General features: G+C 43.9%; 23 protein-coding genes and 1 pseudogene. 9 read left to right on the top strand and 15 right to left on the bottom strand.

Annotated elements, in window-relative coordinates; genetic code table 11:
- Window positions 1–29 precede the first annotated feature (29 nt).
- Together NYE50_RS21510 and NYE50_RS21515 are read right to left on the bottom strand one after the other, a co-directional pair.
- Window positions 30–965 carry a YybS family protein gene (locus NYE50_RS21510; protein ID WP_159353666.1) on the bottom strand — a complete coding sequence of 312 codons (936 nt, stop codon included), beginning with the start codon at window positions 963–965 and terminating at the stop codon, window positions 30–32.
- Window positions 966–1208: 243 nt separating this feature from the next.
- Window positions 1209–1361, bottom strand: a complete 153-nt coding sequence (locus NYE50_RS21515; RefSeq protein ID WP_004393059.1) for a hypothetical protein — start codon at window positions 1359–1361, stop codon at window positions 1209–1211.
- Between the two features lie 133 nt (window positions 1362–1494).
- Between NYE50_RS21515 and NYE50_RS21520 the strand changes: the two genes are divergently transcribed.
- Window positions 1495–1980 carry a spore coat protein gene (locus NYE50_RS21520; protein ID WP_007407913.1) on the top strand — a complete coding sequence of 162 codons (486 nt, stop codon included), beginning with the start codon at window positions 1495–1497 and terminating at the stop codon, window positions 1978–1980.
- Between the two features lie 36 nt (window positions 1981–2016).
- Here NYE50_RS21520 and NYE50_RS21525 read toward each other — a convergent pair whose 3' ends face one another.
- Window positions 2017–2388, bottom strand: a complete 372-nt coding sequence (locus NYE50_RS21525; RefSeq protein ID WP_007615010.1) for a winged helix-turn-helix transcriptional regulator — start codon at window positions 2386–2388, stop codon at window positions 2017–2019.
- Between the two features lie 206 nt (window positions 2389–2594).
- Between NYE50_RS21525 and NYE50_RS21530 the strand changes: the two genes are divergently transcribed.
- From NYE50_RS21530 to NYE50_RS21550, 5 genes are all read left to right on the top strand, one after another.
- Window positions 2595–3524 (top strand): manganese-dependent inorganic pyrophosphatase, encoded by a 930-nt coding sequence (locus tag NYE50_RS21530; protein WP_159353667.1) that lies wholly within the window; start codon window positions 2595–2597, stop codon window positions 3522–3524.
- Between the two features lie 184 nt (window positions 3525–3708).
- Complete coding sequence (locus tag NYE50_RS21535) at window positions 3709–4626, top strand: DMT family transporter (protein WP_318248548.1); 918 nt, start codon at window positions 3709–3711, stop codon at window positions 4624–4626.
- A gap of 346 nt (window positions 4627–4972) precedes the next feature.
- Window positions 4973–6394: a glycoside hydrolase family 68 protein gene (locus NYE50_RS21540; RefSeq protein ID WP_159353669.1), complete on the top strand. Its 1422-nt coding sequence runs from the start codon at window positions 4973–4975 to the stop codon at window positions 6392–6394.
- Between the two features lie 73 nt (window positions 6395–6467).
- Window positions 6468–8012 carry a glycoside hydrolase family 32 protein gene (locus NYE50_RS21545; protein ID WP_159353670.1) on the top strand — a complete coding sequence of 515 codons (1545 nt, stop codon included), beginning with the start codon at window positions 6468–6470 and terminating at the stop codon, window positions 8010–8012.
- A 79-nt stretch (window positions 8013–8091) separates the two neighbouring features.
- Window positions 8092–8754, top strand: coding sequence for a GntR family transcriptional regulator (locus tag NYE50_RS21550; RefSeq protein ID WP_159353671.1), 663 nt, complete (start codon window positions 8092–8094; stop codon window positions 8752–8754).
- Window positions 8755–8831: 77 nt separating this feature from the next.
- Here the strand turns inward: NYE50_RS21550 and NYE50_RS21555 are convergent, their stop codons facing one another.
- From NYE50_RS21555 to NYE50_RS21565, 3 genes are all read right to left on the bottom strand, one after another.
- The gene (locus tag NYE50_RS21555) at window positions 8832–9341 is read right to left on the bottom strand and encodes a DinB family protein (protein ID WP_021494616.1); all 510 of its coding nucleotides are present in this window, start codon (window positions 9339–9341) and stop codon (window positions 8832–8834) included.
- 50 nt (window positions 9342–9391) lie between these two features.
- Window positions 9392–10609 (bottom strand): MFS transporter, encoded by a 1218-nt coding sequence (locus NYE50_RS21560; RefSeq protein WP_159353672.1) that lies wholly within the window; start codon window positions 10607–10609, stop codon window positions 9392–9394.
- 171 nt (window positions 10610–10780) lie between these two features.
- Window positions 10781–11659 carry a LysR family transcriptional regulator gene (locus NYE50_RS21565; RefSeq protein WP_159353673.1) on the bottom strand — a complete coding sequence of 293 codons (879 nt, stop codon included), beginning with the start codon at window positions 11657–11659 and terminating at the stop codon, window positions 10781–10783.
- A 126-nt stretch (window positions 11660–11785) separates the two neighbouring features.
- Between NYE50_RS21565 and NYE50_RS21570 the strand changes: the two genes are divergently transcribed.
- Window positions 11786–12364 (top strand): LysE family translocator, encoded by a 579-nt coding sequence (locus tag NYE50_RS21570; protein WP_080131007.1) that lies wholly within the window; start codon window positions 11786–11788, stop codon window positions 12362–12364.
- Between the two features lie 18 nt (window positions 12365–12382).
- Here the strand turns inward: NYE50_RS21570 and NYE50_RS21575 are convergent, their stop codons facing one another.
- The 7 genes from NYE50_RS21575 to NYE50_RS21605 form a co-directional block, all read right to left on the bottom strand.
- Window positions 12383–13585, bottom strand: a complete 1203-nt coding sequence (locus tag NYE50_RS21575) for an MFS transporter (RefSeq protein WP_060562279.1) — start codon at window positions 13583–13585, stop codon at window positions 12383–12385.
- Window positions 13586–14476 carry a LysR family transcriptional regulator gene (locus NYE50_RS21580; RefSeq protein ID WP_060562278.1) on the bottom strand — a complete coding sequence of 297 codons (891 nt, stop codon included), beginning with the start codon at window positions 14474–14476 and terminating at the stop codon, window positions 13586–13588. It lies immediately after the preceding gene.
- A 156-nt stretch (window positions 14477–14632) separates the two neighbouring features.
- Window positions 14633–15001: a DUF1304 domain-containing protein gene (locus NYE50_RS21585; RefSeq protein WP_224988722.1), complete on the bottom strand. Its 369-nt coding sequence runs from the start codon at window positions 14999–15001 to the stop codon at window positions 14633–14635.
- 30 nt (window positions 15002–15031) lie between these two features.
- Window positions 15032–15670, bottom strand: a complete 639-nt coding sequence (locus tag NYE50_RS21590; RefSeq protein ID WP_014419365.1) for a nitroreductase family protein — start codon at window positions 15668–15670, stop codon at window positions 15032–15034.
- A gap of 13 nt (window positions 15671–15683) precedes the next feature.
- Window positions 15684–16145, bottom strand: coding sequence for a MarR family winged helix-turn-helix transcriptional regulator (locus tag NYE50_RS21595; protein WP_169510223.1), 462 nt, complete (start codon window positions 16143–16145; stop codon window positions 15684–15686).
- 111 nt (window positions 16146–16256) lie between these two features.
- Window positions 16257–17135, bottom strand: coding sequence for a YitT family protein (locus NYE50_RS21600; RefSeq protein ID WP_032870851.1), 879 nt, complete (start codon window positions 17133–17135; stop codon window positions 16257–16259).
- Window positions 17136–17303: 168 nt separating this feature from the next.
- A complete protein-coding gene (locus tag NYE50_RS21605; protein ID WP_029973037.1) occupies window positions 17304–17756 on the bottom strand; it encodes a MarR family winged helix-turn-helix transcriptional regulator in 453 nt (150 codons plus the stop codon).
- Window positions 17757–17876: 120 nt separating this feature from the next.
- Here NYE50_RS21605 and NYE50_RS21610 point away from each other — a divergent pair, with 120 nt between their 5' ends.
- Both NYE50_RS21610 and NYE50_RS21615 read left to right on the top strand, forming a co-directional pair.
- A complete protein-coding gene (locus NYE50_RS21610) occupies window positions 17877–18308 on the top strand; it encodes a GNAT family N-acetyltransferase (RefSeq protein ID WP_159353674.1) in 432 nt (143 codons plus the stop codon).
- Between the two features lie 386 nt (window positions 18309–18694).
- Window positions 18695–19561, top strand: a pseudogene (locus NYE50_RS21615) (DUF1259 domain-containing protein).
- A 245-nt stretch (window positions 19562–19806) separates the two neighbouring features.
- On the opposite strand, the gene NYE50_RS21620 reads toward NYE50_RS21615, so the two are convergent.
- Window positions 19807–20454, bottom strand: a complete 648-nt coding sequence (locus tag NYE50_RS21620) for an HAD family hydrolase (RefSeq protein ID WP_094296156.1) — start codon at window positions 20452–20454, stop codon at window positions 19807–19809.
- A gap of 2 nt (window positions 20455–20456) precedes the next feature.
- Window positions 20457–20885, bottom strand: a complete 429-nt coding sequence (locus NYE50_RS21625; protein WP_014419370.1) for an NUDIX domain-containing protein — start codon at window positions 20883–20885, stop codon at window positions 20457–20459.
- Window positions 20886–20888: the final 3 nt, after the last annotated feature.

Genomic DNA, 20888 nt, shown 5'->3' on the forward strand with positions numbered 1-20888 from the left:
TCTATCAACTCCCCACCTGTAAGTCACACTCAATTTCGCGTCACCTTATTTCTTATGTTAAAGCCTATGTCAATGATGCCTAAGAGGAGATACACGGACAAGATGAGCGGAAAAAGCACCCCCAGCACAATTGCTAATACAGGAACGGCTTTCGGCATCTCCATTTCGCGGCAATAGAAAAAAATAAACGCTAATCCTTGAATACAAATCAGCAAGCTGAGAATAAATCCCCCATTCAATGAAACCGAATACAGCATATGCCCTTTTTCTAAAGGCAGAAACCCTAATATCGTCACAATAAAATACAGAATGACAACGCTTTGCGGGAGTTTGAGCTCTCTAAAAGGCTTCATCTTCGGAAGATCAGGGAAAAATCGCCGTAAAAGCGGCCTTGCCATCGCATAACTGAGGAAAGAAAAAACGATGCCGGTCAATACGAGCACTGTCGGAAAAAGATATTGAACCGTGCTCAGCTGACTTTCCATCAGCTTGATCTGCTTCCCGAACTGGTCTCCGTAACCGAGCTGTTTTGACATGGTTTCTGCTAAAGACAGCGACTCCCGAAGCTGGGACATGGCGGTATCAACCACATTCATATTAAGAAACACGATGCTGACCACAAAAAAAACGACGCCGCACAACACATACGCCATAGCGCCGGCAGCAACCGCATAGCCGGGCTGTTTCTTTTTAAAATAATATCCCATGGCGATTCCCATACAGGCCGCCGTAAAAGCGCCTGTAAGCCCGGTAAACGAACCTACAATAAAGCTGACAGGAAGGCTGGCAAGCCCCATCCATACCCCGGACTTCAGACCGTGCCGAATGGTGTAAAGAATGATCGGCAGCGGCAAAGCAAAGAGAAGAATTGCCCCCAGTAAAGGGAGGTACACGACCAAAAGGGAAATGATTGCAAAAATACTGATCAAAATGGCGCCTTCTATTAGAGCCCTTGTATTTTTCACTTACTCACCTCAAACCTTGTATCATTCGAACATACGAATAGAAAAGAGCAGCTTAGACGACTGCTCTTTTGACGCCGCAATGTCTCTTTCAAGACCTGAATTTTCCATAAACTCTCCAAAATACACGTATATATTTTAACATAAGTCGAAATCGCAAGTAAAATGAGCGCGGACAGCCGCAATGTTCCATGTGAAACATGAAAACAGACAAACGGACATCCCAGTGAAAGAATGCCCGTTGTATCAGTGATCCTGATCATCCATGAAACCAGAAGTATCTCTGTTTTTCTTTTTGGTTTTTCGTACATATAACAAGACGATAACGATAAGTAAGAGAGTGGTCGCCTGCAAAACCCCGCTGCTGAAAAGGAAGAAGTTCTTTATCATGTCCCACATATAGTTTCACCTCTATTTCGTATTTCCTTTACATTGAGTTTCCCTTTCTGGAAACTTCAAAACATCAGGAACAACATCGGGACCGGGGCATATGCTGAAAGTGAAAATGAAGGATAAAGGAGATTCTTACACCATGACTGAGCGGAGAACATTAGCATGGCATGAAACGTTAGAACTGCATGAGTTAGTGGCTTTCCAGGCAAACGGACTTGTGAAATTAAAAAGAACAGAGCGGGACGTAAGCGATGCCAGATTAAAACAGCTTTACAGATTTTCCATCCATTCGCTGGAACAAAATCTGCGTGAACTGCTTCCTTTTTTCCCTGAAGCTCCCGCTTTTCGTGAGGATGAAACAGAAGAGCGCGCTGATTCCTCCTTTTACAGCGGCGGCCTGCTCATTCTGGCCAAAACATCTGTCCGCAATTATGCCGGAGCCATTACAGAGACGGCCACACCTCAATTAAGACACGTCTTCGTCAAGCACTTAAACGCGGCCATCAAGTGGCATCAAATGGTCTTTGAGTATATGGAAGAACGCGGTCAATATCCGGCTTACAACCTGAGCGAATTGCTGAAGAATGACGTGCGCAACGCCAGAAAGGCCATCGCGATGAAATAAAAAAAAGCAGCAAGGAATTTAATCCTTTGCTGCTTCTTATTTTTGAGCGGACTGATCTTGAGGAGACGTTTTTTCCCGGTATGCCTCGAGAAACTCCCTGTTGGCATCTCCCCATTTCTTCATTTGCAAAACGATCGGTTCCAGCGACCTGCCGAATTCGGTAAGAGAATACTCCACCTTTGGAGGCACCTGCTGATATACCTCGCGATGCACGATGCCGTCCGCCTCAAGCTCGCGAAGCTGAAGCGTCAGCATACGCTGCGTAATGCTGGGGCAAATGCGCCGAAACTCATTAAACCGCTTTTTTCCGCCGATCATATGATAAAACAAAATACCCTTCCACTTTCCGCCGATAACGGAAAGCGTCAGTTCAACCGGACAACCTTCTTTATTCGGATATATGTTCATTTTTCATCCTCCATAGTACCTTTTTTGATACTATATGCTGATTAGCATCTGACTTACCCAGTATTTTACTCGCAACCCTCCCCACCTCTCAACAAAAATGCTTCTTTTTCACATCAATTTTTAAGGTTTTGAAGATTACACCCTCCTCAAGACGTGTTAAACTATAAAAAGATTGTTTACACTACAAAAAAGGACAAGGAGTTATCATGGAAAAAATTCTTATTTTCGGACATCAAAACCCAGACACAGATACCATTTGCTCTGCCATTGCCTACGCTGATCTAAAAAATAAACTCGGCTTCAATGCTGAGCCCGTCCGCCTTGGACAAGTCAACGGCGAAACACAATACGCGCTTGATTATTTCAAGCAGGAAAGCCCGCGTTTGGTGGAAACAGCCGCAAACGAAGTAAACGGCGTCATCCTTGTTGACCACAATGAACGCCAGCAAAGCATCAAGGATATCGAAGACGTTCAGGTTCTTGAAGTTATCGACCACCACCGTATCGCCAACTTCGAAACAGCGGAACCTCTTTACTACCGTGCTGAGCCGGTCGGCTGTACGGCTACGATCTTAAACAAAATGTACAAAGAAAATAACGTGAAAATCGAGAAAGAAATTGCAGGCCTCATGCTGTCAGCAATCATTTCCGACTCTCTGTTATTTAAATCTCCGACTTGCACGGAGCAAGATATCGCAGCGGCAAAAGAGCTTGCTGAAATTGCCGGCGTAGATGCGGAAGAGTACGGCTTAAACATGCTGAAAGCGGGCGCCGACTTAAGCAAAAAAACTGTGGAAGAACTGATTTCTCTTGATGCGAAAGAGTTCACGCTCGGCAGCAAAAAAGTCGAAATCGCCCAAGTCAACACAGTTGATATTGAAGATGTTAAAAAGCGTCAGCCGGAATTAGAAGCGGCTCTTTCAAAAGTAATTGCTGAGAAGAACCTTGACCTGTTCCTTCTCGTGATTACGGATATTCTGGAAAACGATTCCCTTGCGCTTGCCATCGGTGATCAAGCGCCAAAAGTGGAAAAAGCATTCAACGTGACTTTAGAAAACAACACGGCTCTTTTAAAAGGCGTCGTATCCAGAAAGAAACAAGTCGTCCCTGTTTTAACAGACGCGATTGCAGAATAACCAACACACCCCGGAAACCCGCCGGGGTGTTTTTTTATTGCTCATTCATCAGATGGCCGTTTCGTAAGCGCTTTTCCCCGAAAATCATTTTGACGGAATTTAATATACAATATATAATATATCACATGGAAGACGTTCATTTTCCTAATTATTGTTAGTTAATATCACAACGTCAGAATCGGGGGTGTCTATCCTGGAAAAACACGCTGCTCTTTCTTATTCACGAACAACAGGCATTTGGCTTGTGCTGACAGGAGCTATCTTATGGGGGGTCTCAGGAACGGTTGCCCAGTATCTGTTCCAGCACCGCCATTTTAATACAGAATGGCTGACTTCGGTGCGCCTTCTGGCGTCAGGGGCGCTTCTGCTCGGCATCGCGTACCGCAAAGAAAAAGGACGGATATGGGCTGTTTGGAAAGACAGACGGGACAGAATTCCCCTTCTTTTATTCGGGGTTTTCGGAATGTTAGGCGTTCAATACACCTACTTCGCGGCAATTGAGTACGGCAACGCGGCCGCTGCTACCGTTCTTCAGTATTTAGGGCCAGCGATCATTACATGCTTTTTAGCGATTCGCGCAAAGAGAATACCTTCAGCAAAAGAGCTTCTCGCCGTCTTATTGGCGGTTGCCGGCACATTCATTTTGGTCACGCACGGGAATGTCGGAAGCCTGTCCATATCCGGTCTGGCTGTCTTTTGGGGCATCAGTTCGGCGTTTGCACTGGCGTTTTACACCCTTCAGCCGCATCGTCTGCTGAAGAAATGGGGATCGGCCATTATTGTCGGATGGGGCATGCTGATCGGCGGAGCCGCCCTCAGCTTGATCCGCCCGCCCTGGAAATTTGAAGGCGAGTGGTCCTTGCCGGCATATGCTGCGATTGTGTTTATCATCATTTTCGGGACGCTCATCGCTTTTTATTGCTACTTGGAAAGCCTGAAATATCTGAGTGCCTCTGAAACCAGCCTGCTCGCCTGTGCGGAGCCGCTGTCGGCAGCTTTTTTAGCTGTTATCTGGCTGCATGTTCCCTTCGGAATATCAGAATGGCTGGGTACTTTGCTGATTTTAGCCACCATCGCTTTATTATCTATCAAGAAAAAATAGCCTCTCTTTTTTAGAGAGGTTTTTTCCTAGGCTCAGAGCACACCTTAGTCTCAATTACCCATAAATTAAAAGGTCTTTTTTCATTTTACTATCATCCAAAAGAGGAAAATAGACCAGTTGTCAATAGAATCAGACTCTAATAGAATGATGTCGACAAGTAAATCATGCAGGATTGTTACTGATAAAGCAGGCAAGACCTAAAATGTGTTAAGGGCAAAGTGTATTCTTTGGCGTCACCCCTTACATATTTTAGGTCTTTTTTCTGTAACAAACCTGCCATCCATGGATGCAGGAGGATCGAATCGGCAGATCGCAAAAAAAGGTACATACAAAAGGAGACATGAACATGAACATCAAAAAATTTGCAAAACAAGCCACAGTTCTAACTTTTACGACTGCACTTCTGGCAGGGGGAGCGACTCAAGCCTTCGCGAAAGAAAATACCCAAAAACCTTACAAAGAAACGTACGGCGTCTCTCATATCACACGCCATGATATGCTGCAGATCCCTAAACAGCAGCAAAGTGAAAAATACCAAGTGCCTCAATTCGACCAATCAACCATTAAAAATATCGAGTCCGCAAAAGGACTGGATGTGTGGGACAGCTGGCCGCTCCAAAACGCTGACGGAACAGTAGCTGAATACAACGGCTATCACGTCGTGTTTGCTTTAGCGGGAAGCCCGAAAGACGCTGATGACACATCCATCTACATGTTTTATCAAAAAGTCGGCGACAACTCGATCGACAGCTGGAAAAACGCGGGCCGTGTCTTTAAAGACAGCGATAAGTTCGACGCCAACGATGAAATCCTGAAAGAACAGACACAAGAATGGTCCGGTTCTGCAACCTTTACATCTGACGGAAAAATCCGTTTATTCTACACTGACTTTTCCGGTACACATTACGGTAAACAAAGCCTGACAACGGCACAGGTAAATGTGTCAAAATCTGATGACACGCTCAAGATCAACGGAGTGGAAGATCATAAAACGATTTTTGACGGCGACGGAAAAACATACCAGAACGTTCAGCAGTTTATCGATGAAGGGAACTATACATCCGGCGACAACCACACGCTGAGAGACCCGCACTACGTTGAAGACAAAGGCCATAAATACCTTGTATTCGAAGCCAACACGGGAACAGATAACGGATACCAAGGCGAAGAATCTTTATTTAACAAAGCGTACTACGGCGGCAGCACAAACTTCTTCCGTAAAGAAAGTCAGAAGCTTCAGCAAAGTGCTAAAAAACGCGATGCTGAATTAGCGAACGGCGCCCTCGGTATCGTAGAGTTAAACGATGACTACACATTGAAAAAAGTCATGAAGCCGCTGATCACTTCAAACACGGTAACTGATGAAATCGAGCGCGCGAATGTTTTCAAAATGAACGGCAAATGGTACCTGTTCACTGATTCACGCGGTTCAAAAATGACGATCGCCGGTATTAACTCAAACGATATTTACATGCTTGGTTATGTATCAAACTCTTTAACAGGTCCTTACAAGCCGCTGAACAAAACTGGTCTTGTACTGCAAATGGGTCTTGATCCTAACGATGTGACGTTCACTTACTCTCACTTCGCAGTGCCGCAAGCCAAAGGCAACAATGTCGTGATCACAAGCTACATGACAAACAGAGGCTTCTTTGAGGATAAAAAGGCAACATTTGCGCCAAGCTTCTTATTGAACATCAAAAACAAGAAAACATCCGTTGTCAAAAACAGCATCCTTGAACAAGGACAGCTTACGGTTAACAACTAATAACAACAAAAAGAAAATGCCGATACTTCATTGGCATTTTCTTTTATTTCTCAACAAGATGGTGAATTCAATCATGGTACGAAAATGGCCCATTGCAATATTGATCTTTTTGGGTGCGTTCCTGTTTGTCGGCTTACTGCCGAACAAAACCCACAATTCCTCTGACACAAACACGGAGCATAAGAAGAATTACCGGGCGGCGTATCATTTTACGACCCCGGACAAATGGAAAAACGACCCTCAAAAGCCCATTTTTTTCGAGGGGAAATATCATTACTACTATCTTTATAATCGGGATTACCCGAACGGCAACGGCACAGAATGGCGGCACGCCGTATCAGAGGACTTGGTGCACTGGACGGACGAAGGCACGGCTATTCCGAAATACACCAACGAAAACGGCGATATATGGTCCGGTTCTGTCGTCATTGACAAGCACAACACGGCGGGCTTCGGCAAAAACGCGCTGGTCGCCGTCACAACGCAGCCGACAGCCAAAACAAAAGCCCAGGAACAATATTTATGGTACAGCACGGATAAAGGAAAAACGTTTACTTCCTATAGTGATCAGCCCGTGATGAAAAACCCGGGAACTAAGGATTTCCGGGACCCGAAAGTGATCTGGGATGAACAGGATGACAAATGGGTGATGGCCATGGCCGAAGGCGAAAAAATCGGTTTTTATGAATCACCCGATTTAAAAAATTGGAAATACACGGGCGGTTTTATCACTCAGCAGATCGGCCTCGTCGAATGCCCCGACCTTTATATGATGCGTGCAGATGACGGAACAGCCAAGTGGGTTCTGGGCGCAAGCGCAAACGGCAAACCCGCAGGCAAACCGAATACGTACGCGTATTGGACCGGAAACTTTGACGGGAAGGAATTTTCCGCCGATCAAGAAGAACCGCAATGGCTCGATTACGGCTTTGACTGGTACGGCGGCGTCACATTTGAGGACGGTAATAGCGAAGATCCGCTGACAAAACGCTATGCGCTGGCATGGATGAACAATTGGGATTATCCGAATGAAACACCGACACTAAAAAACGGCTTTAACGGTACGGATTCTATCGTCCGTGAAATCCGCCTTCAGCAGCAGGATGGCGGCACATACAGCCTTGTGTCAGAACCGGTTGAAGCATTGAACCAATTAACCTCTTCAACTGACAGCATAGAACACAAACAGGTGAACGGTTCAGAAACACTGCCGATCAAAGGTGATACATATCAGCTTGATATGGATATCGCTTGGTCAGATATCAAAAATGCAGGCGTCAGACTCAGAGAATCAGCAGACCAAAGTCGGCATATCGATGTCGGTATTTCGGCAGAAGATGGCTATGCCTATGTGAACAGATCGTTTACAGACCAGCCTGATAAAACCGGTGCATACGCCGAAAGCAAAGCCCCATTTGACGGAAACAAAGGGCGCGTCCATCTGAAAATTCTCGTGGATAAAACAAGTATTGAAGTATTTGCAGACGACGGAAAAACCGTTTTGACAAATGAAGTGTTCCCAAAACATGAAGATCAGGGAATCACGCTCTTTTCTGAAGGCGGATCCGCTGACTTTCAGCATATTGAGATGAAGCATCTCGGTTCGATTCATTCTTAGACGTCCCTCTTCATTTCTAACCAGCGGCCGGACTGTGGTAAAATGCAAATATGTATACTACGATTCATGAGGTGTTCCATTGGATAATCAAAACAAAGAACCTGTGCTGAAAAGAACCATCATGCGGGACGAAGTGTATCGCACACTCAGAAACTGGATCATAACGGGCAAGCTCAAACCGGAAACAAAGTTAAAGGACAAGGATTTGTCGGAAACATTGGGAATCAGCCGCACCCCGATACGGGAAGCCTTATTGCGGCTGGAAGATGACGGCTTGGTGATAACAAAAGCGAACAGATGGACGCTTGTCGCTCCGATTGAGTTAAAAGAAGCGGAAAACTTGTATTCCATCGTCTGGACGCTTGAAAAACTCGCATTGCAGCAAGCTCTCCCGCATGTGGACGATGCCGTGATTCAGGAATTGAAACAGCTGAATGAAAATCTTCTTCAAATGATGAAAGACGGCGATAAACCGGCCATCCTGGAAGCGGACAATGCATTTCACCATCGCATCATTCTGCTTGCGGACAACGCCGAACTTCACAAATTGCTAGTAAGCCTGAAAGTCAAAATTCAGAGAATGGAAATCCGCTATTTCAGTGAAAACGACGCTTTAAACAGATCATATAATGAACACTCTGATATCATTCACGCATTAGAAAAGCAAGATGCCGCCGCTGCTTTTACAGCGCTTGAAGCGAATTGGAAAAACAGTTTAGAACGGCTGCAGAACATGGCATAGCAAACGAAAAAGCCAAATCACTCATATGATTTGGCTTTTTTACTGATATCACAAGACAGCCGCATTGGCTGTCTTGTTTACTTTTTGTTTATATATAAATAAATACCGTAATCCGTCGGCACAGAAGCATACCCCATCTGTCTGAGCATGGCTGTTATATTCCCGCGATGATACGTTCCGTGGTTCACAACATGGAGGATCATATCGGCCGCTGCGGTTTTCATGATGTCACCTGACGGATGCTCTATTTCAAGGGGGAGACTGATATTTTCTTCCTTTTGCAAAAATAATTGATACCGGTCTGATAATTCCGAGAACATATCTTCCAGCTCTTCTATCTCTTTAGACAAGATGTCCTCTTTTTGCTGTTCAGCTGATTTCAGCGTATCCTCCAGACGCTCTCCGGAGAACACATCAAACCACCCCTTATCCGACAGATACACATGAGTCAATACACCGGCTATCGACGGAAAGACACTTTGAATCTCCTTACGGTACACATCCTCCGGAAGCTCTTTAAGCCGGGTGAATATTTGCTGATTTGCCCAAAGATGATAATCATACAATTGCAGTGCCAGATGTCCCACATTACCCTCTCCTCTCTCGATAAAGAACGTACGTTCCTAATTAAACTAAACTACATGCGGCTTTGTACCATCTTCTTCATTCGCAGCTGAGAAAATCCGATAAAAGCCGAAATTAATAAGAGGAGGCCTGCGCCAATATAAATAAACCGCACGCCGAATACATCCGAGATAACCCCCGTTCCGATAATGGAAAACATAAAAATGAACTGAACTAAAGCTGATCTCGCCGCTAATATATTGACCCGTGTCTTTTCGGTCGTGATGTTTTGAAGTAATGTTTCCTGCGTGAGATCTCGTAATACACAAGCCGGCCCCATACACAGCACCAGAAAAAGGGCCGCAACGGCGCTTGTGATCAACCCATAAATAAACGTGAACATTCCATATGCCAACGCTCCCGTCAGCATAAGCGGAATGAGATGATGCTGAAACTTACCGGATAACTTATAGATGATCAGTCCGCCGATCATCGTCCCCGCATAATAGACTCCGTTGACATACCCCCACCAAGCCTCTCCTTTATGAAGGACGTCATGCACATAAGTTAAGGACACAGACCCGATCCATATCATGCCTGCCCACGATTCGATCACATCCATCACAATGAGAACCCTGAGCTGTTTTTGCTGAAATAAATACACCCAGCCGCTTGCCGCATCTGCAAAAAGGGAACGTTCCCTGACTGCTGCCGGCGCACACATGCGTACTTGAAGAAACAGAATGATGCCCAAAACCGAAGAAACCAATAACATGACAGTGACGATCATTGTATCGCTCTCTCCCAAGAACGCTATGATGACGCCGCCGAGAGACCACCCCGCAAACTGAACGGTTTGATCCGCCGCAGATAATAAACCGTTCGCTTTCGCCCTTCGATCAGGAGGAATGATTTCCCCAATCAGCGCGCTTTTTATCGGAGCAAACCATCCGTTGCAAAAAGAAATGCCTCCGATCAGACAAAACAGCAGAAAAAAGAATGCAGATGAACCGGTTTGGATGACAAAAAACAAACAGACTAACAGTGTGATCTGTATCAATTGAGAACTGATTAACAAAGACCGAAGCGTGAACCGGCCGGTGACCAGCGGCAAAACGGCGCTGCCCAATACACGACATACAATGCTGACGAACGTCATAAGAGAGGCCATCGCCGTCGAACCGGTTTTTGTAAACAAAAACAAGATAACAGCCATCGTATAAAGTGAGAACCCCAAGTTGATAGCGGTCTGGCTGTATAAAATAGCATAATATGCCCTCTTCATATTCATCTTCTCACTCCCTGATTATGTAAATCATACCATATTTGCTGATCAGCTCTCTTTTTTTTAAAAAAGATAGGTATGGAGTCAAAGCTGGCTGACATCGAAAATGTCATTAAGATTCCGGACAAAAACAAAAGCCGATGCGCGCAGGCATCGGCTTTCAAATTAACCTAAACATTATTTATCACAAAACGACTCAAGAACAAGCGACACAAAAGCTTCAGCGGCCGGAAGCTGCCATTTTTTCTTTTTGACCAGCATATGAGAATAAAGCCGCTCGAACGGCTCAGACTGCTGAAGAATTTTCAGCTTCCCCGCTTTTACCTCTTCTTTTACCGTAATATAAGGTAAAACGGAGAAACCGAGTCCGCTCATCACCGTCTGCTTAATGGCTTCTATACTCCACAATTCCATTGTTTGTAAATGACTGATATCATGTTTGACGAGAAATCGTTCAAACATAGTCCGATAGCTGCATCCTTCTTCATTTGTAATAAAAAAGTGCTTGCCGCTTTGTTGATAGTCGTCAAAATGTTCCGGTGCGTCACTGCCCGCCACGAGGACGATGCGTTCCTCCAATAAAGAATGATGTATGCATTTTTCCATTTGTATCTCCGGATACACCATAAATGCGATATCCACGCGGCCGCTTACTAATTCCACCTGATTCTGCCCGCATGTTCCGTTGCTCAATATGATATTGACGTTCGGATACTTCATGGAATATTCTCTGATAATCGGCCCCAGTCTGGAAATGGTCAAAGACTCCGGCGCAGCAATTTTTAAAACGCCCTTCACCTCGTGAATGCTTTGCATATTTTTGATCTTGTCATGGGCGGAAAGTAAATCCTCGGCTAACGGTATCAGCTCTCTCCCTAAAGGCGTCAGTTTCAGACGCCTTTTTTCGTACGTAAATAATGCGCCGCCGATCTCCTGTTCAAGCGCCTGAATATGAGTCGTAATCGTCGACTGCGTATATCCCAGCTTCGCCGCGGCCCCTGTATAGCTTCCCTTATCTACAATGGCCTGAAATGTAATAAGATGTCTGATCTCCATATGAATTCACCTCTAAGATGTATCGAAAAAATCAATAATGCGATTTTATTTTTCAATTTTATTTATAACTATTCTTATCATACAATAAAAAACGGTTCCATCACATTAGCAAATGAAGGTGATTTAATGAGTATCATAGCTTTTCTTTCTTATGTCCTGATGACATCTATTACACCCGGACCGAGCAATATTTTAATGATGAATGAAGCGCGCAGAGCCGGCTTTATCGGTTCATGGCGTTTTAACGGCGGCATCCTGACGGGATTTGCAGTGCTCGGCATTCTCAGCGGTCTGTTCACAATGAGTGTTTATCATTGGATTCCCGTCGTGGAACCTTACTTTAAAATTGCCGGAGCCGTCTATTTGCTCTATTTGGCTTGGCAGATCTCGCTGCCCAAAGCATCAAAAGGCGATTCTGAAAAAACCCGATCGTCTTTTCTATCGGGATTTCTGTTTCAAATGATCAATATAAAGAGTATTTTATTCTTTTTAACCTTAATGAGCGCTTTTATATTGCCATTTCAGCACACGTATCCATTGATTGCGTTCTGGCTCGCGTCGGCTATTCTCCTGGGCTGGGCGGCTTTACTGCTGTGGTCGGCGTTCGGCTCTGTTTTTAAACATCTCTTTGAGAAACACGATAAAGCGTTTCGCATCGTGATGTGTCTGCTGCTCATCTATTCTGCGGTAAGCATTTATCTGTAATTCAAAAAAGATAAACGCCTATTGGTGTTTATCTTTTTTTCGTTTCGTCAATAATCCCAGCCAGACTGAAACGGCTGCTGAAACGGCAGAAAGCGCCGTAATCATGACGGCAATGCCGCCCCAGCCGAATTGGTGATAGAAAGCGCCGCTTGCAGTCCCCCCGATGCTCCCTCCCACATAATAGGAAAACAAATATAAGGCCGCGGCCTGTGCCTTATCGCGGACGGCCAGTTCGCCAACCCAGCTGCTGGAGATCGAATGGCCCGCAAAAAAGCCGAATGTGAAAATCGCAACTCCTAAAATCATGATCCCTATATCAGCAGATAAAGTAATGCAGACACCAATCATGACAATCACCAATGAGAATGGCAGGATTTTTCTTTTGCCGTATTTGTCTGCTAACATGCCCATCCACGTTGAACTGAACGTTCCGACAAGGTATACGAGAAAAATAAACCCGACTGCCGTTTGGCCTAGTGAATAAGGCGGCTTCATCAATTGAAAACCGATATAGTTATATAAAGATACAAAGCCGGCTTCCAATAAAAAACCGATGATCAAAAGGCAGCCGAAACCGGGCGTCCTGTATTGACGGTAAAATGAGGTGAAAATGTCGTTTCTTTTATATGTCCGGGGCGTAAAATGAGAAGAGGCAGGAAGGATCGTCCAGAAGATAATGCTTGCCAGCAAACTGATGAGGCCGATCGTCAGCAAAGCCGAATGCCAGCTGAAGGAATCCGTCAGAAAGCCGCTGATGATGCGTCCCGTCATGCCGCCAATCGAGTTTCCGCTGATATAAAGCCCCATTGCCATTCCCAAGCTGTCCGGCTCAATTTCTTCAGCTAAATAAGCCATTGCCGCGGCGGGAAGCCCCGCTAATGCGGCTCCCTGCAGCGCCCTGCAAACGACGAGCAGCTGAAAGTCCGAAACAAACCCTGTGAGAACGGCTAGGATGGATGCAGCAAATAATGACACGCCCATTATCTGCTTCCGCCCGTACATTTCTGATAAAAAACCGGCGAATACCAGACTGATGGCTAAAGCAATCGTTGCCGCTGATTGGCTTAAGCTTGAAACCGCCGGTGACAGGTGAAAATCGTTTGCGATATCAGGCAGCAGCGGCTGCGTTCCCCAAAGGATGGCAAACGTGCAAAATCCGCCAGCAAACAAAGCGAAGTTTACCTTTTTGAATTGAAGTGTGCCGCGGCGAATGTAAGTCATTTATCTTCCCCCTTTTCTGTTAAGCCGGGTTTGAATAAACGCTATAAAATTCTCTGCTGCCGGCGATAAATAGCCGTCTTTCCTCCAAGCCAAACCAATCTCTCTTTCACAGATCGGATTGGTGACACTGAGAAGTTTGACCTTTGTTTTATCAAAAACGTGCAAGTCAGGGATAAGAGACACCCCCAGTTTAGCGCCGACTAACCCGGAAGCTGTCACAATATCTTCTCCCTCAAATACGACATCCGGTGAAAATCCCGCTTTTTCACACAACTCTTTAATCATGCCGTGAAGAACATTTGTATCTTTAAAAGAGATAAACGGTTCACGCTCCGCCATTTTCAAATCAATTTCATCATATGAGGCGAGCGGATGTTCAGCAGAAACGGCTAAATATAACTCTTCTGTTAAAAGCGGCTGGCAGATCACCTCATCGTTTTCATCACGAAGCGAAGTCAATGCGATGTCCACTTCTCTTGACGTTAATTGCTCGATAATCTGCTGATTTGATGCTTGGGTCAACTGAAAATTGACATGAGGATACATGTGTTGAAACGAGCTGATCACATCCGGAACCATACTCATGCCAAGCGACGGCAAAAAAGACAATAAAATTGTGCCGCTGTTGGGATGGATTTCATTCCACACTTCCTGCTTACCGATTTCAATTTGTCTGATAGATTGTTCCACACGATGCAAAAACATTTTCCCGTACCGATTCAAATAAATATTCCTGCCTTTGCGATCAAAAAGCTGAACGCCCAGCTCGTCTTCAAGCTTTGAAATCGAACGGCTGAGAGCGGGCTGAGATATGGACAGCTGTTTTGCTGCCTGTGTAATATGCTGCACTTGCGCCACTGTCTGAAAATAATTAATCTGATGCCAATCCATTGATTGCCTCCGCGATTTGTTATTTTCACTTATCATACGTTACCCGATCTATAACTTCTAATTGTTAGTTTGCATGAAACTGATGCATATAAGGAATGATTTTCAAAACAGAATAAAAAAAGAGGGCTTCCTTTCCGGAAGCCCTCACTCCGTCTGCTACGCCGCTAAAAGAAAAATAAGCGCTAAAACAGCCGGAAGTCCTTGTTTTACGATAATTGATTTGTTTGAAGTAAAGCCTCCGAAAATGGCCGCGATGACCACACAGATGACGAAAAACAATTGAATCATATAGCCCATCGGATCAGCTCCGAGGATCAGCCCCCAAATGAGACCGGCAGCCAGAAATCCATTATACAGACCTTGATTTGCAAACATGACCGCCACATTCCGATCACCTTCTAAATGCTTCGGCAATTTGAAGGACCGCTTAGCTGCCTTCGAATTGATAAAAAACATTTCAAGTATCATGATAAATATATGTTCTAAAGCTACAATTCCGACGAAAACAGCCGCAATTATGTCCACTGTCCCTCTCCTCTCAGCTTCACTTCAACCTTATTTCCATTGTGCGATTGTTTCGATAGGAAGACGGTAGGAAGCATATCCTTCGTCTGCCGCTTTTCCGATTGATAACAGCATGACCGGTACATAACGCTCTTTATCCATTCCGAAAACCTCGGCGATCTTTTCTTTATCGTAGCCGCCGATCGGGTTTGTGTCATAGCCGTGCGCGCGTGCCGTAAGCATCAGCTGCATGGAAACGAGTCCTCCGTCAATCAGAATCGTTTCACGGTTCACTTGCTCCGGAAGTTTTTCAAAGTGCGCCGTCAACGCAGCGATTTGTCTGTCTTTTACTTCCTGCGGCATGTAGCCCAGTTCGACCGCTTTCGAATAAATTTCTTCTAAATAGTCATCATTGTTCATATCTGCGAAAACCGCGATCACCGCAGATGATGTGCTGACTTGTGTTTGGTTAAAGCTGGCAAGCGGCGCGAGTTTTTCTTTTCCTTCAGGGCTGTCAATGACGAGAAAACGCCACGGCTGCGCGTTGACTGAAGACGGTGCTGTCGTTGCTTCTTCCAGGATTTGAGTCATTTCTTCTTTGCTGATTTTTACGGCCGGATCGTAATTCCGAATGGAACGGCGCCCTTTCATAATGTCCATAAAGTCGTTTGTTTTCAGTTCTGTTTTCATGTGTAAAACACTCCTATGCTTTCATATTTTCTATATTATTCTGCATCTGTGACAATACGTTTTTTAACATACTGCGTTCTTCCTCGCTGACACCGGCAAGCATTTCCTTTATGAAACGCTCCTTCTCCTTTTTGGAAGCCTCGATTCTCTCCCGCCCCTGTTCAGTAAGCCGGACAAGTATAATTCGGTTGTCCTCGGGCTTCCGCCTTCTTGTGACCATTTCTTTGGCTTCAAGCTGTTTCAAGTGTCTGGTCACGGCTGCGCCATCAATATTCACCTTTTTCTGAAGATCGCTTTGGCTGATCTCATCGACGTAAAAAAGCACGGCGAGAAGCTCAAGGCGGGATTGGCTGATTCCGGTGCACGCTTCAAACTTCGTGCCGATCACTTTGTGCAGTGATTGGAGCTGATATAAAATCTCGCCTTCCTCTGAACAACATGCTGTCAAAACCCATCCCCACTTTCTTTTGCGCAATTAATTGACTAGTCAATGTTTGATATATCAATAATATACAGCCGTCATTCTATTTTTGCAAGTTTTTTCTCCTTTATCAAAAAAAGCTGCCGATTAACGGCAGCTCGCTTCTTAATGATTATGGACTTTTCTGAAATTACTGCCTTTTACTTCTGCGACATCATATACCGTCACAAAGGCTTGTTTATCAATGTCATTAATAATTTCTTTCAGTTTGGTTTCTTCCAAACGGTTGATGACACATGTGATTTCTTGGAATTTTTCATGAGAAAAACCGCCGTATGCTTCTTTATAAGTAGCGCTCCGGCCCAATTCTTCACGAATGGTCTCTACCATTAATGCAGGCTCATTGGTGATAATCTGAAATGTTTTAGAGCCGCTTAAGCCTTCCTCAACCACATGAATCACCTTAGATGCAATGTAGTAAGCAATGACGGAAAGCAATGCGCCTTGCAGCCCGAATACAAAAGAAACAAAAATAAACACAAACATGTTTAAAAATAAAATGAGGTCGCTCGTGCCAAACGGCAATTTCCGTGACAGAAGCACAGCCAGCATATCAATTCCATCTAAGGCGCCGCCGTTGCGCAATGCCAATCCCATTCCAAAGCCGAGAATAATCCCGCCGACAACGGTGATTAACAGGGTGTCTCCCTCAATGATAGCCGGTGTGTGGTGGAAAAAACTCGTGCCCGCGGCAAGTGAGACAATACCGATAATTGATAGAAACGCAAAACCTTTCCCGATTTGCTTATATCCTAACCAGACAAACGGTATATTGATCACCGCAATTAAGATCCCAAGAGGCAAATGAAACAGCTGTGAACCGACAATGCTGAGTCCGGTTACACCGCCGTCAGATACACTATTCGGAATCAATACGGTTTCCAGTCCATACGCGGCAATAATTCCGCCGATGATGACCATGATGGCCCGTACGATTGATTTCGCTCTGAATTTCTTACGTCTTTGTTTTTCGATTGTACTCATATCATTCCCCGCTTCAATTATTTTTTCTTATTTAAATATACCATAATTGATACTTTTCGTTAAAAATAAGCCTATCGGCTATGTTGAAGCAGGAACCGAGGAAGGAGATGTCACAGATAACGTATCCATTTATGACTTTAATCATTCACCAAAAGGAATTAATAACCATCAATAATCTCTTTTATTCCCCTTCTTCACATATTCCCAATCATGTTCTATATTTTTTCTCACCCGCTGAAGAAGTCCGAAAATGGTTTCTTTTTCCTCAGATGTAAAGCCGGACAGGGCTACCTCCGCAGAATGCTCTCCTTCTCTTTGCAATAACGGATAAACCTTTCTCCCTTTTTCAGTCGGGAACAGTTTTTTTATTTTTTTATTTTGATCATCAGGACGCTTTTCAATAAACCCTTGTATTTCCAATTTTTTGATTGCCCTCGCCGCTGTTGTTCGGTCAACTTTAATCATTTCCGCCACTTTTTCCTGTATCACTCCCGGGTTTTCACATATACGCACAAGATAGAGATACTGCCCTTTTGTTAAGTCTAATTCCTTAAATTCAATATTGCTGATGGAATCCAATGCCCGTGCGATCATGCCGATTTCCCGCAAAATATCAGTCATATCTTTTCAAACCCTTCATGTTTTTGTTGCATTTGCAATATAATTGTTTTATCGTTACTTCTATAAGAACACAAGCAAGCCGTGCAGTCCAGACTAACATGTGAAAAGGATTGGTTGATCATGCAGATAAAAAGGATAACAAATGAAATTGATTTACAAGCAGCGCTTGAGATTAGAAAAGCAGTATTCATTGAGGAACAGCAAGTACCTGAATCCGATGAATTTGATCAGTTCGATACGCTTGAGGATCAGTGCGGGCATGTCTTGGTTTATCATGAAAATCAGCCTGCCGGCACAGGACGCGTCCGCATCGTAAACCATACAGGCAAGCTCGAACGAATCTGCATCCTGAAGCCTTACCGCAAATACGGGTTGGGCAAAGTCATCATAAGCGAATTAGAAAACATGGTAAAAGAAAAAGGCATCACCCAATGTAAACTGCATGGACAAACACATGCGGAAGGCTTTTATCACAAACTGGGCTATCAGACAGATTCACCGGAATTTATGGAAGACGGCATCCCGCATGTCTTGATGACAAAAGAGCTGTGAGCTGTCACTGAATGAGCAGCCAAACGGCTGTATGAATTATTTACCGAAAGCCTTGTATAAAGGCTTTTTTTCTTAGCCTGAAACTCAAATTAAAAGGTATGTGTGCGCAGCCGGTGCTTGTCACAAATGGCCGCCACAAAAAAATCAAAGCCGGAATAAAACTACCAATTTATAACGTTTTCATTTCTTAAAATAGTCCGATCAAAAGCTTTTAATCTATTAAAAATTAACAGTTAAAGAGGTTATAAAAAGGGAATGAAATCCTGAATTATGCAAGAAAGGCTGATTCTCTCTAATATGGACTGCTGACGCGTTACATTTTTTCTATCTTCACATATCTTTAATACTAAGTACGTTATAAATAGATTCCCAGGAGGAGATATGAAGTGGAAGAAACGAGTATGGAGCCATCACGGCTCTGCAAAGAATTTGCTAGAATTCTCAATTCAACGCCCAGTGTCGTAAATGGCGTATGTACGGCGACAAGATTTCGAAGCAACATTCATCCGGTGGTACTCGGAAGAAGAGCCGAGGCATTTCCTTTTATTCCTCAGGCCTTTTCATTTGAAAGCATGGATCGGGAAGGCAGAGCTTTATGTTTAGGTGAGACTGTTTTACTGCAAGAAGAAGTGAACCCGTTAATGAGTGAGCTGCGCAAATTCGGTATCATCGTAACTGCCGTTCATAACCATTGGCTGTTTGATAAACCGCGTCTGATGTTTATGCATTTTGAATCAATTGATAAACCTCTCAATTTTGCAAGAAAAGTGAGAGAGGCCCTGAGAGTTCTAACTACTAAAACTGTGCGTGCGGTACCAAAAACTGACGGGGAAATGATTGAACGGCATGGTCTTTGTGACGAATTCAACGATATTCTAGGCGGAACCATGCATACGTTTTAAAATGGAATTTGTACAGTAATGAGATCCCGAACGAATATAAAACCGGTTGTACTGGGACGGCCCGGAAGATCATTTTTGCTCATTCCGCAAATGTTTTCATTTGAATCAATGACAAAAGACGGCCGTGCTCTTTGCAGCGGAGAAACTGTCATTCTGCAAAAAGAAATCAATCCATTTATCAGCGTCCTTCGGAAACATGATCTGACTGTAACGTCACTTCACAATCACTGGCTGTTTGATAAACCGAGACTGATGTATATTCATTTCGAATCGATTGATAAACCTGTCAACTTCGCCTTAAAAGTGAGAGATGCTTTAAGAGTGCTTACTGATAAAGAGGTCAAAGCTTAGCATGTTTTGAAGTATCAAAAAGCGATTAAAATAATCGCTTTTACATATGATCAACCGAAAACAAAAAAGATTTACTCTTCAAAAACCAAGCCTATGTGCCTCTAGGAAAGACATAGCCATACAGATTGAAGTTTGAATAAAACAAGGAGAGCAGAGGTTAGCCTTTTTTTATATTTGGCATCTTAACTTAAGAAAAGCCGCTTTGTCGGCGGCTTTTTTATCCTGAATCCTTTAATGTGAGAATGTTAAAAAGCAGCGGAATAGTTGTTGTCTTGCAGAATGCGAAGAAGTTGTTGGGGCTCTTTTACAAAGTATGTCGGTGAAGCTGCAGATAAGTGTGTAAGATTCCCCTCTCCCCATAATGCGCCCGCACTTTTCATATCAGCAGCATGAGCTGCCTCAATATCTGTCATTTGATCTCCAATATATAAACAATCGCTTACATCTGCATGTAAGTGATTTATCGCTGTTAGTAATGGCTTAGGACTCGGTTTGTACTCATCACAATCTTCAGCCGTGAGAACGACTTTAAAAAACCCATCTAATTTATTATTGATTAACTCGCCATAAGCAAATTTTTTCAATTGTGAGGTCACAATCACCAAACCATATCCTCTTTCACTTAAACTTTCCAGCAAAGAGATAACACCCGGATACGGTCTGATTTGATGGATTTTATTTTCGAAATACTGCAATATCGAGGAACGTATTTGCTCTGCCTCGTTTGGAAATCTTCTCAAAAAAACCGCAATAGGCTTACCGACAAGAGACTCTCTCTCTTCATTCGTTAATTTTCTCTTTAATACTGTTTCAATTCCATGATTATAAGCCTCTTTTGCCAACCATTCACTATTTACCAAGGTTCCATCTAAATCGAATAGAATTGTATGCATTTTTATTTTCTCTGACTTTCAAATTTATTAAGATAACTCTCTAAAGCATTTTTAGTAGTTAACGTTAAGGGATCAGGCAAATTTTGAAGAGAAAACCAGCCAACATCAATTATTGCATTTAACTCGCAGTTTCTTACAGTCCCAGTTTGAATACTGCATTGATACGTCGGACATACCCAATGAGTCTCCTCATCATGTAAAATATGGTTTGTGACACAAAGTAAAGAATCAACCTGAATAGTGACCCCTACTTCCTCTTTTATTTCACGGATAACTGTATCTTCTGCCTTTTCCATCCACTCAACTTTACCGCCGGGTATACTCCAATGATTAGCTTCGGGGTCCTTCTTTCGTAAAACTAATAGTAATTCCTGTTCCTCATTCAGAATAAATGCTCCGACTCCCACTCTTGGGTGCTCTGTTTTTTCCACTGT

It is taken from the genome of Bacillus sp. EU55, assembly GCF_038005925.1.
Lineage (GTDB): Bacteria > Bacillota > Bacilli > Bacillales > Bacillaceae > Bacillus > Bacillus velezensis.

Excerpts from the sequence above, each read along its gene's own strand:
- NYE50_RS21610 (WP_159353674.1), top strand. The coding sequence starts at position 17,877 with ATGCAGATAAAAAGGATAACAAATGAAATTGATTTACAAGCAGCGCTT.
- NYE50_RS21605 (WP_029973037.1), bottom strand. The coding sequence starts at position 17,756 with ATGACTGATATTTTGCGGGAAATCGGCATGATCGCACGGGCATTGGAT.
- NYE50_RS21600 (WP_032870851.1), bottom strand. The coding sequence starts at position 17,135 with ATGAGTACAATCGAAAAACAAAGACGTAAGAAATTCAGAGCGAAATCA.
- NYE50_RS21540 (WP_159353669.1), top strand. The coding sequence starts at position 4,973 with ATGAACATCAAAAAATTTGCAAAACAAGCCACAGTTCTAACTTTTACG.
- NYE50_RS21520 (WP_007407913.1), top strand. The coding sequence starts at position 1,495 with ATGACTGAGCGGAGAACATTAGCATGGCATGAAACGTTAGAACTGCAT.
- NYE50_RS21560 (WP_159353672.1), bottom strand. The coding sequence starts at position 10,609 with ATGAATATGAAGAGGGCATATTATGCTATTTTATACAGCCAGACCGCT.
- NYE50_RS21525 (WP_007615010.1), bottom strand. The coding sequence starts at position 2,388 with ATGAACATATATCCGAATAAAGAAGGTTGTCCGGTTGAACTGACGCTT.
- NYE50_RS21565 (WP_159353673.1), bottom strand. The coding sequence starts at position 11,659 with ATGGAGATCAGACATCTTATTACATTTCAGGCCATTGTAGATAAGGGA.
- NYE50_RS21545 (WP_159353670.1), top strand. The coding sequence starts at position 6,468 with ATGGTACGAAAATGGCCCATTGCAATATTGATCTTTTTGGGTGCGTTC.
- NYE50_RS21590 (WP_014419365.1), bottom strand. The coding sequence starts at position 15,670 with ATGAAAACAGAACTGAAAACAAACGACTTTATGGACATTATGAAAGGG.
- NYE50_RS21575 (WP_060562279.1), bottom strand. The coding sequence starts at position 13,585 with ATGACTTACATTCGCCGCGGCACACTTCAATTCAAAAAGGTAAACTTC.
- NYE50_RS21620 (WP_094296156.1), bottom strand. The coding sequence starts at position 20,454 with ATGCATACAATTCTATTCGATTTAGATGGAACCTTGGTAAATAGTGAA.
- NYE50_RS21530 (WP_159353667.1), top strand. The coding sequence starts at position 2,595 with ATGGAAAAAATTCTTATTTTCGGACATCAAAACCCAGACACAGATACC.
- NYE50_RS21580 (WP_060562278.1), bottom strand. The coding sequence starts at position 14,476 with ATGGATTGGCATCAGATTAATTATTTTCAGACAGTGGCGCAAGTGCAG.
- NYE50_RS21570 (WP_080131007.1), top strand. The coding sequence starts at position 11,786 with ATGAGTATCATAGCTTTTCTTTCTTATGTCCTGATGACATCTATTACA.
- NYE50_RS21515 (WP_004393059.1), bottom strand. The coding sequence starts at position 1,361 with ATGTGGGACATGATAAAGAACTTCTTCCTTTTCAGCAGCGGGGTTTTG.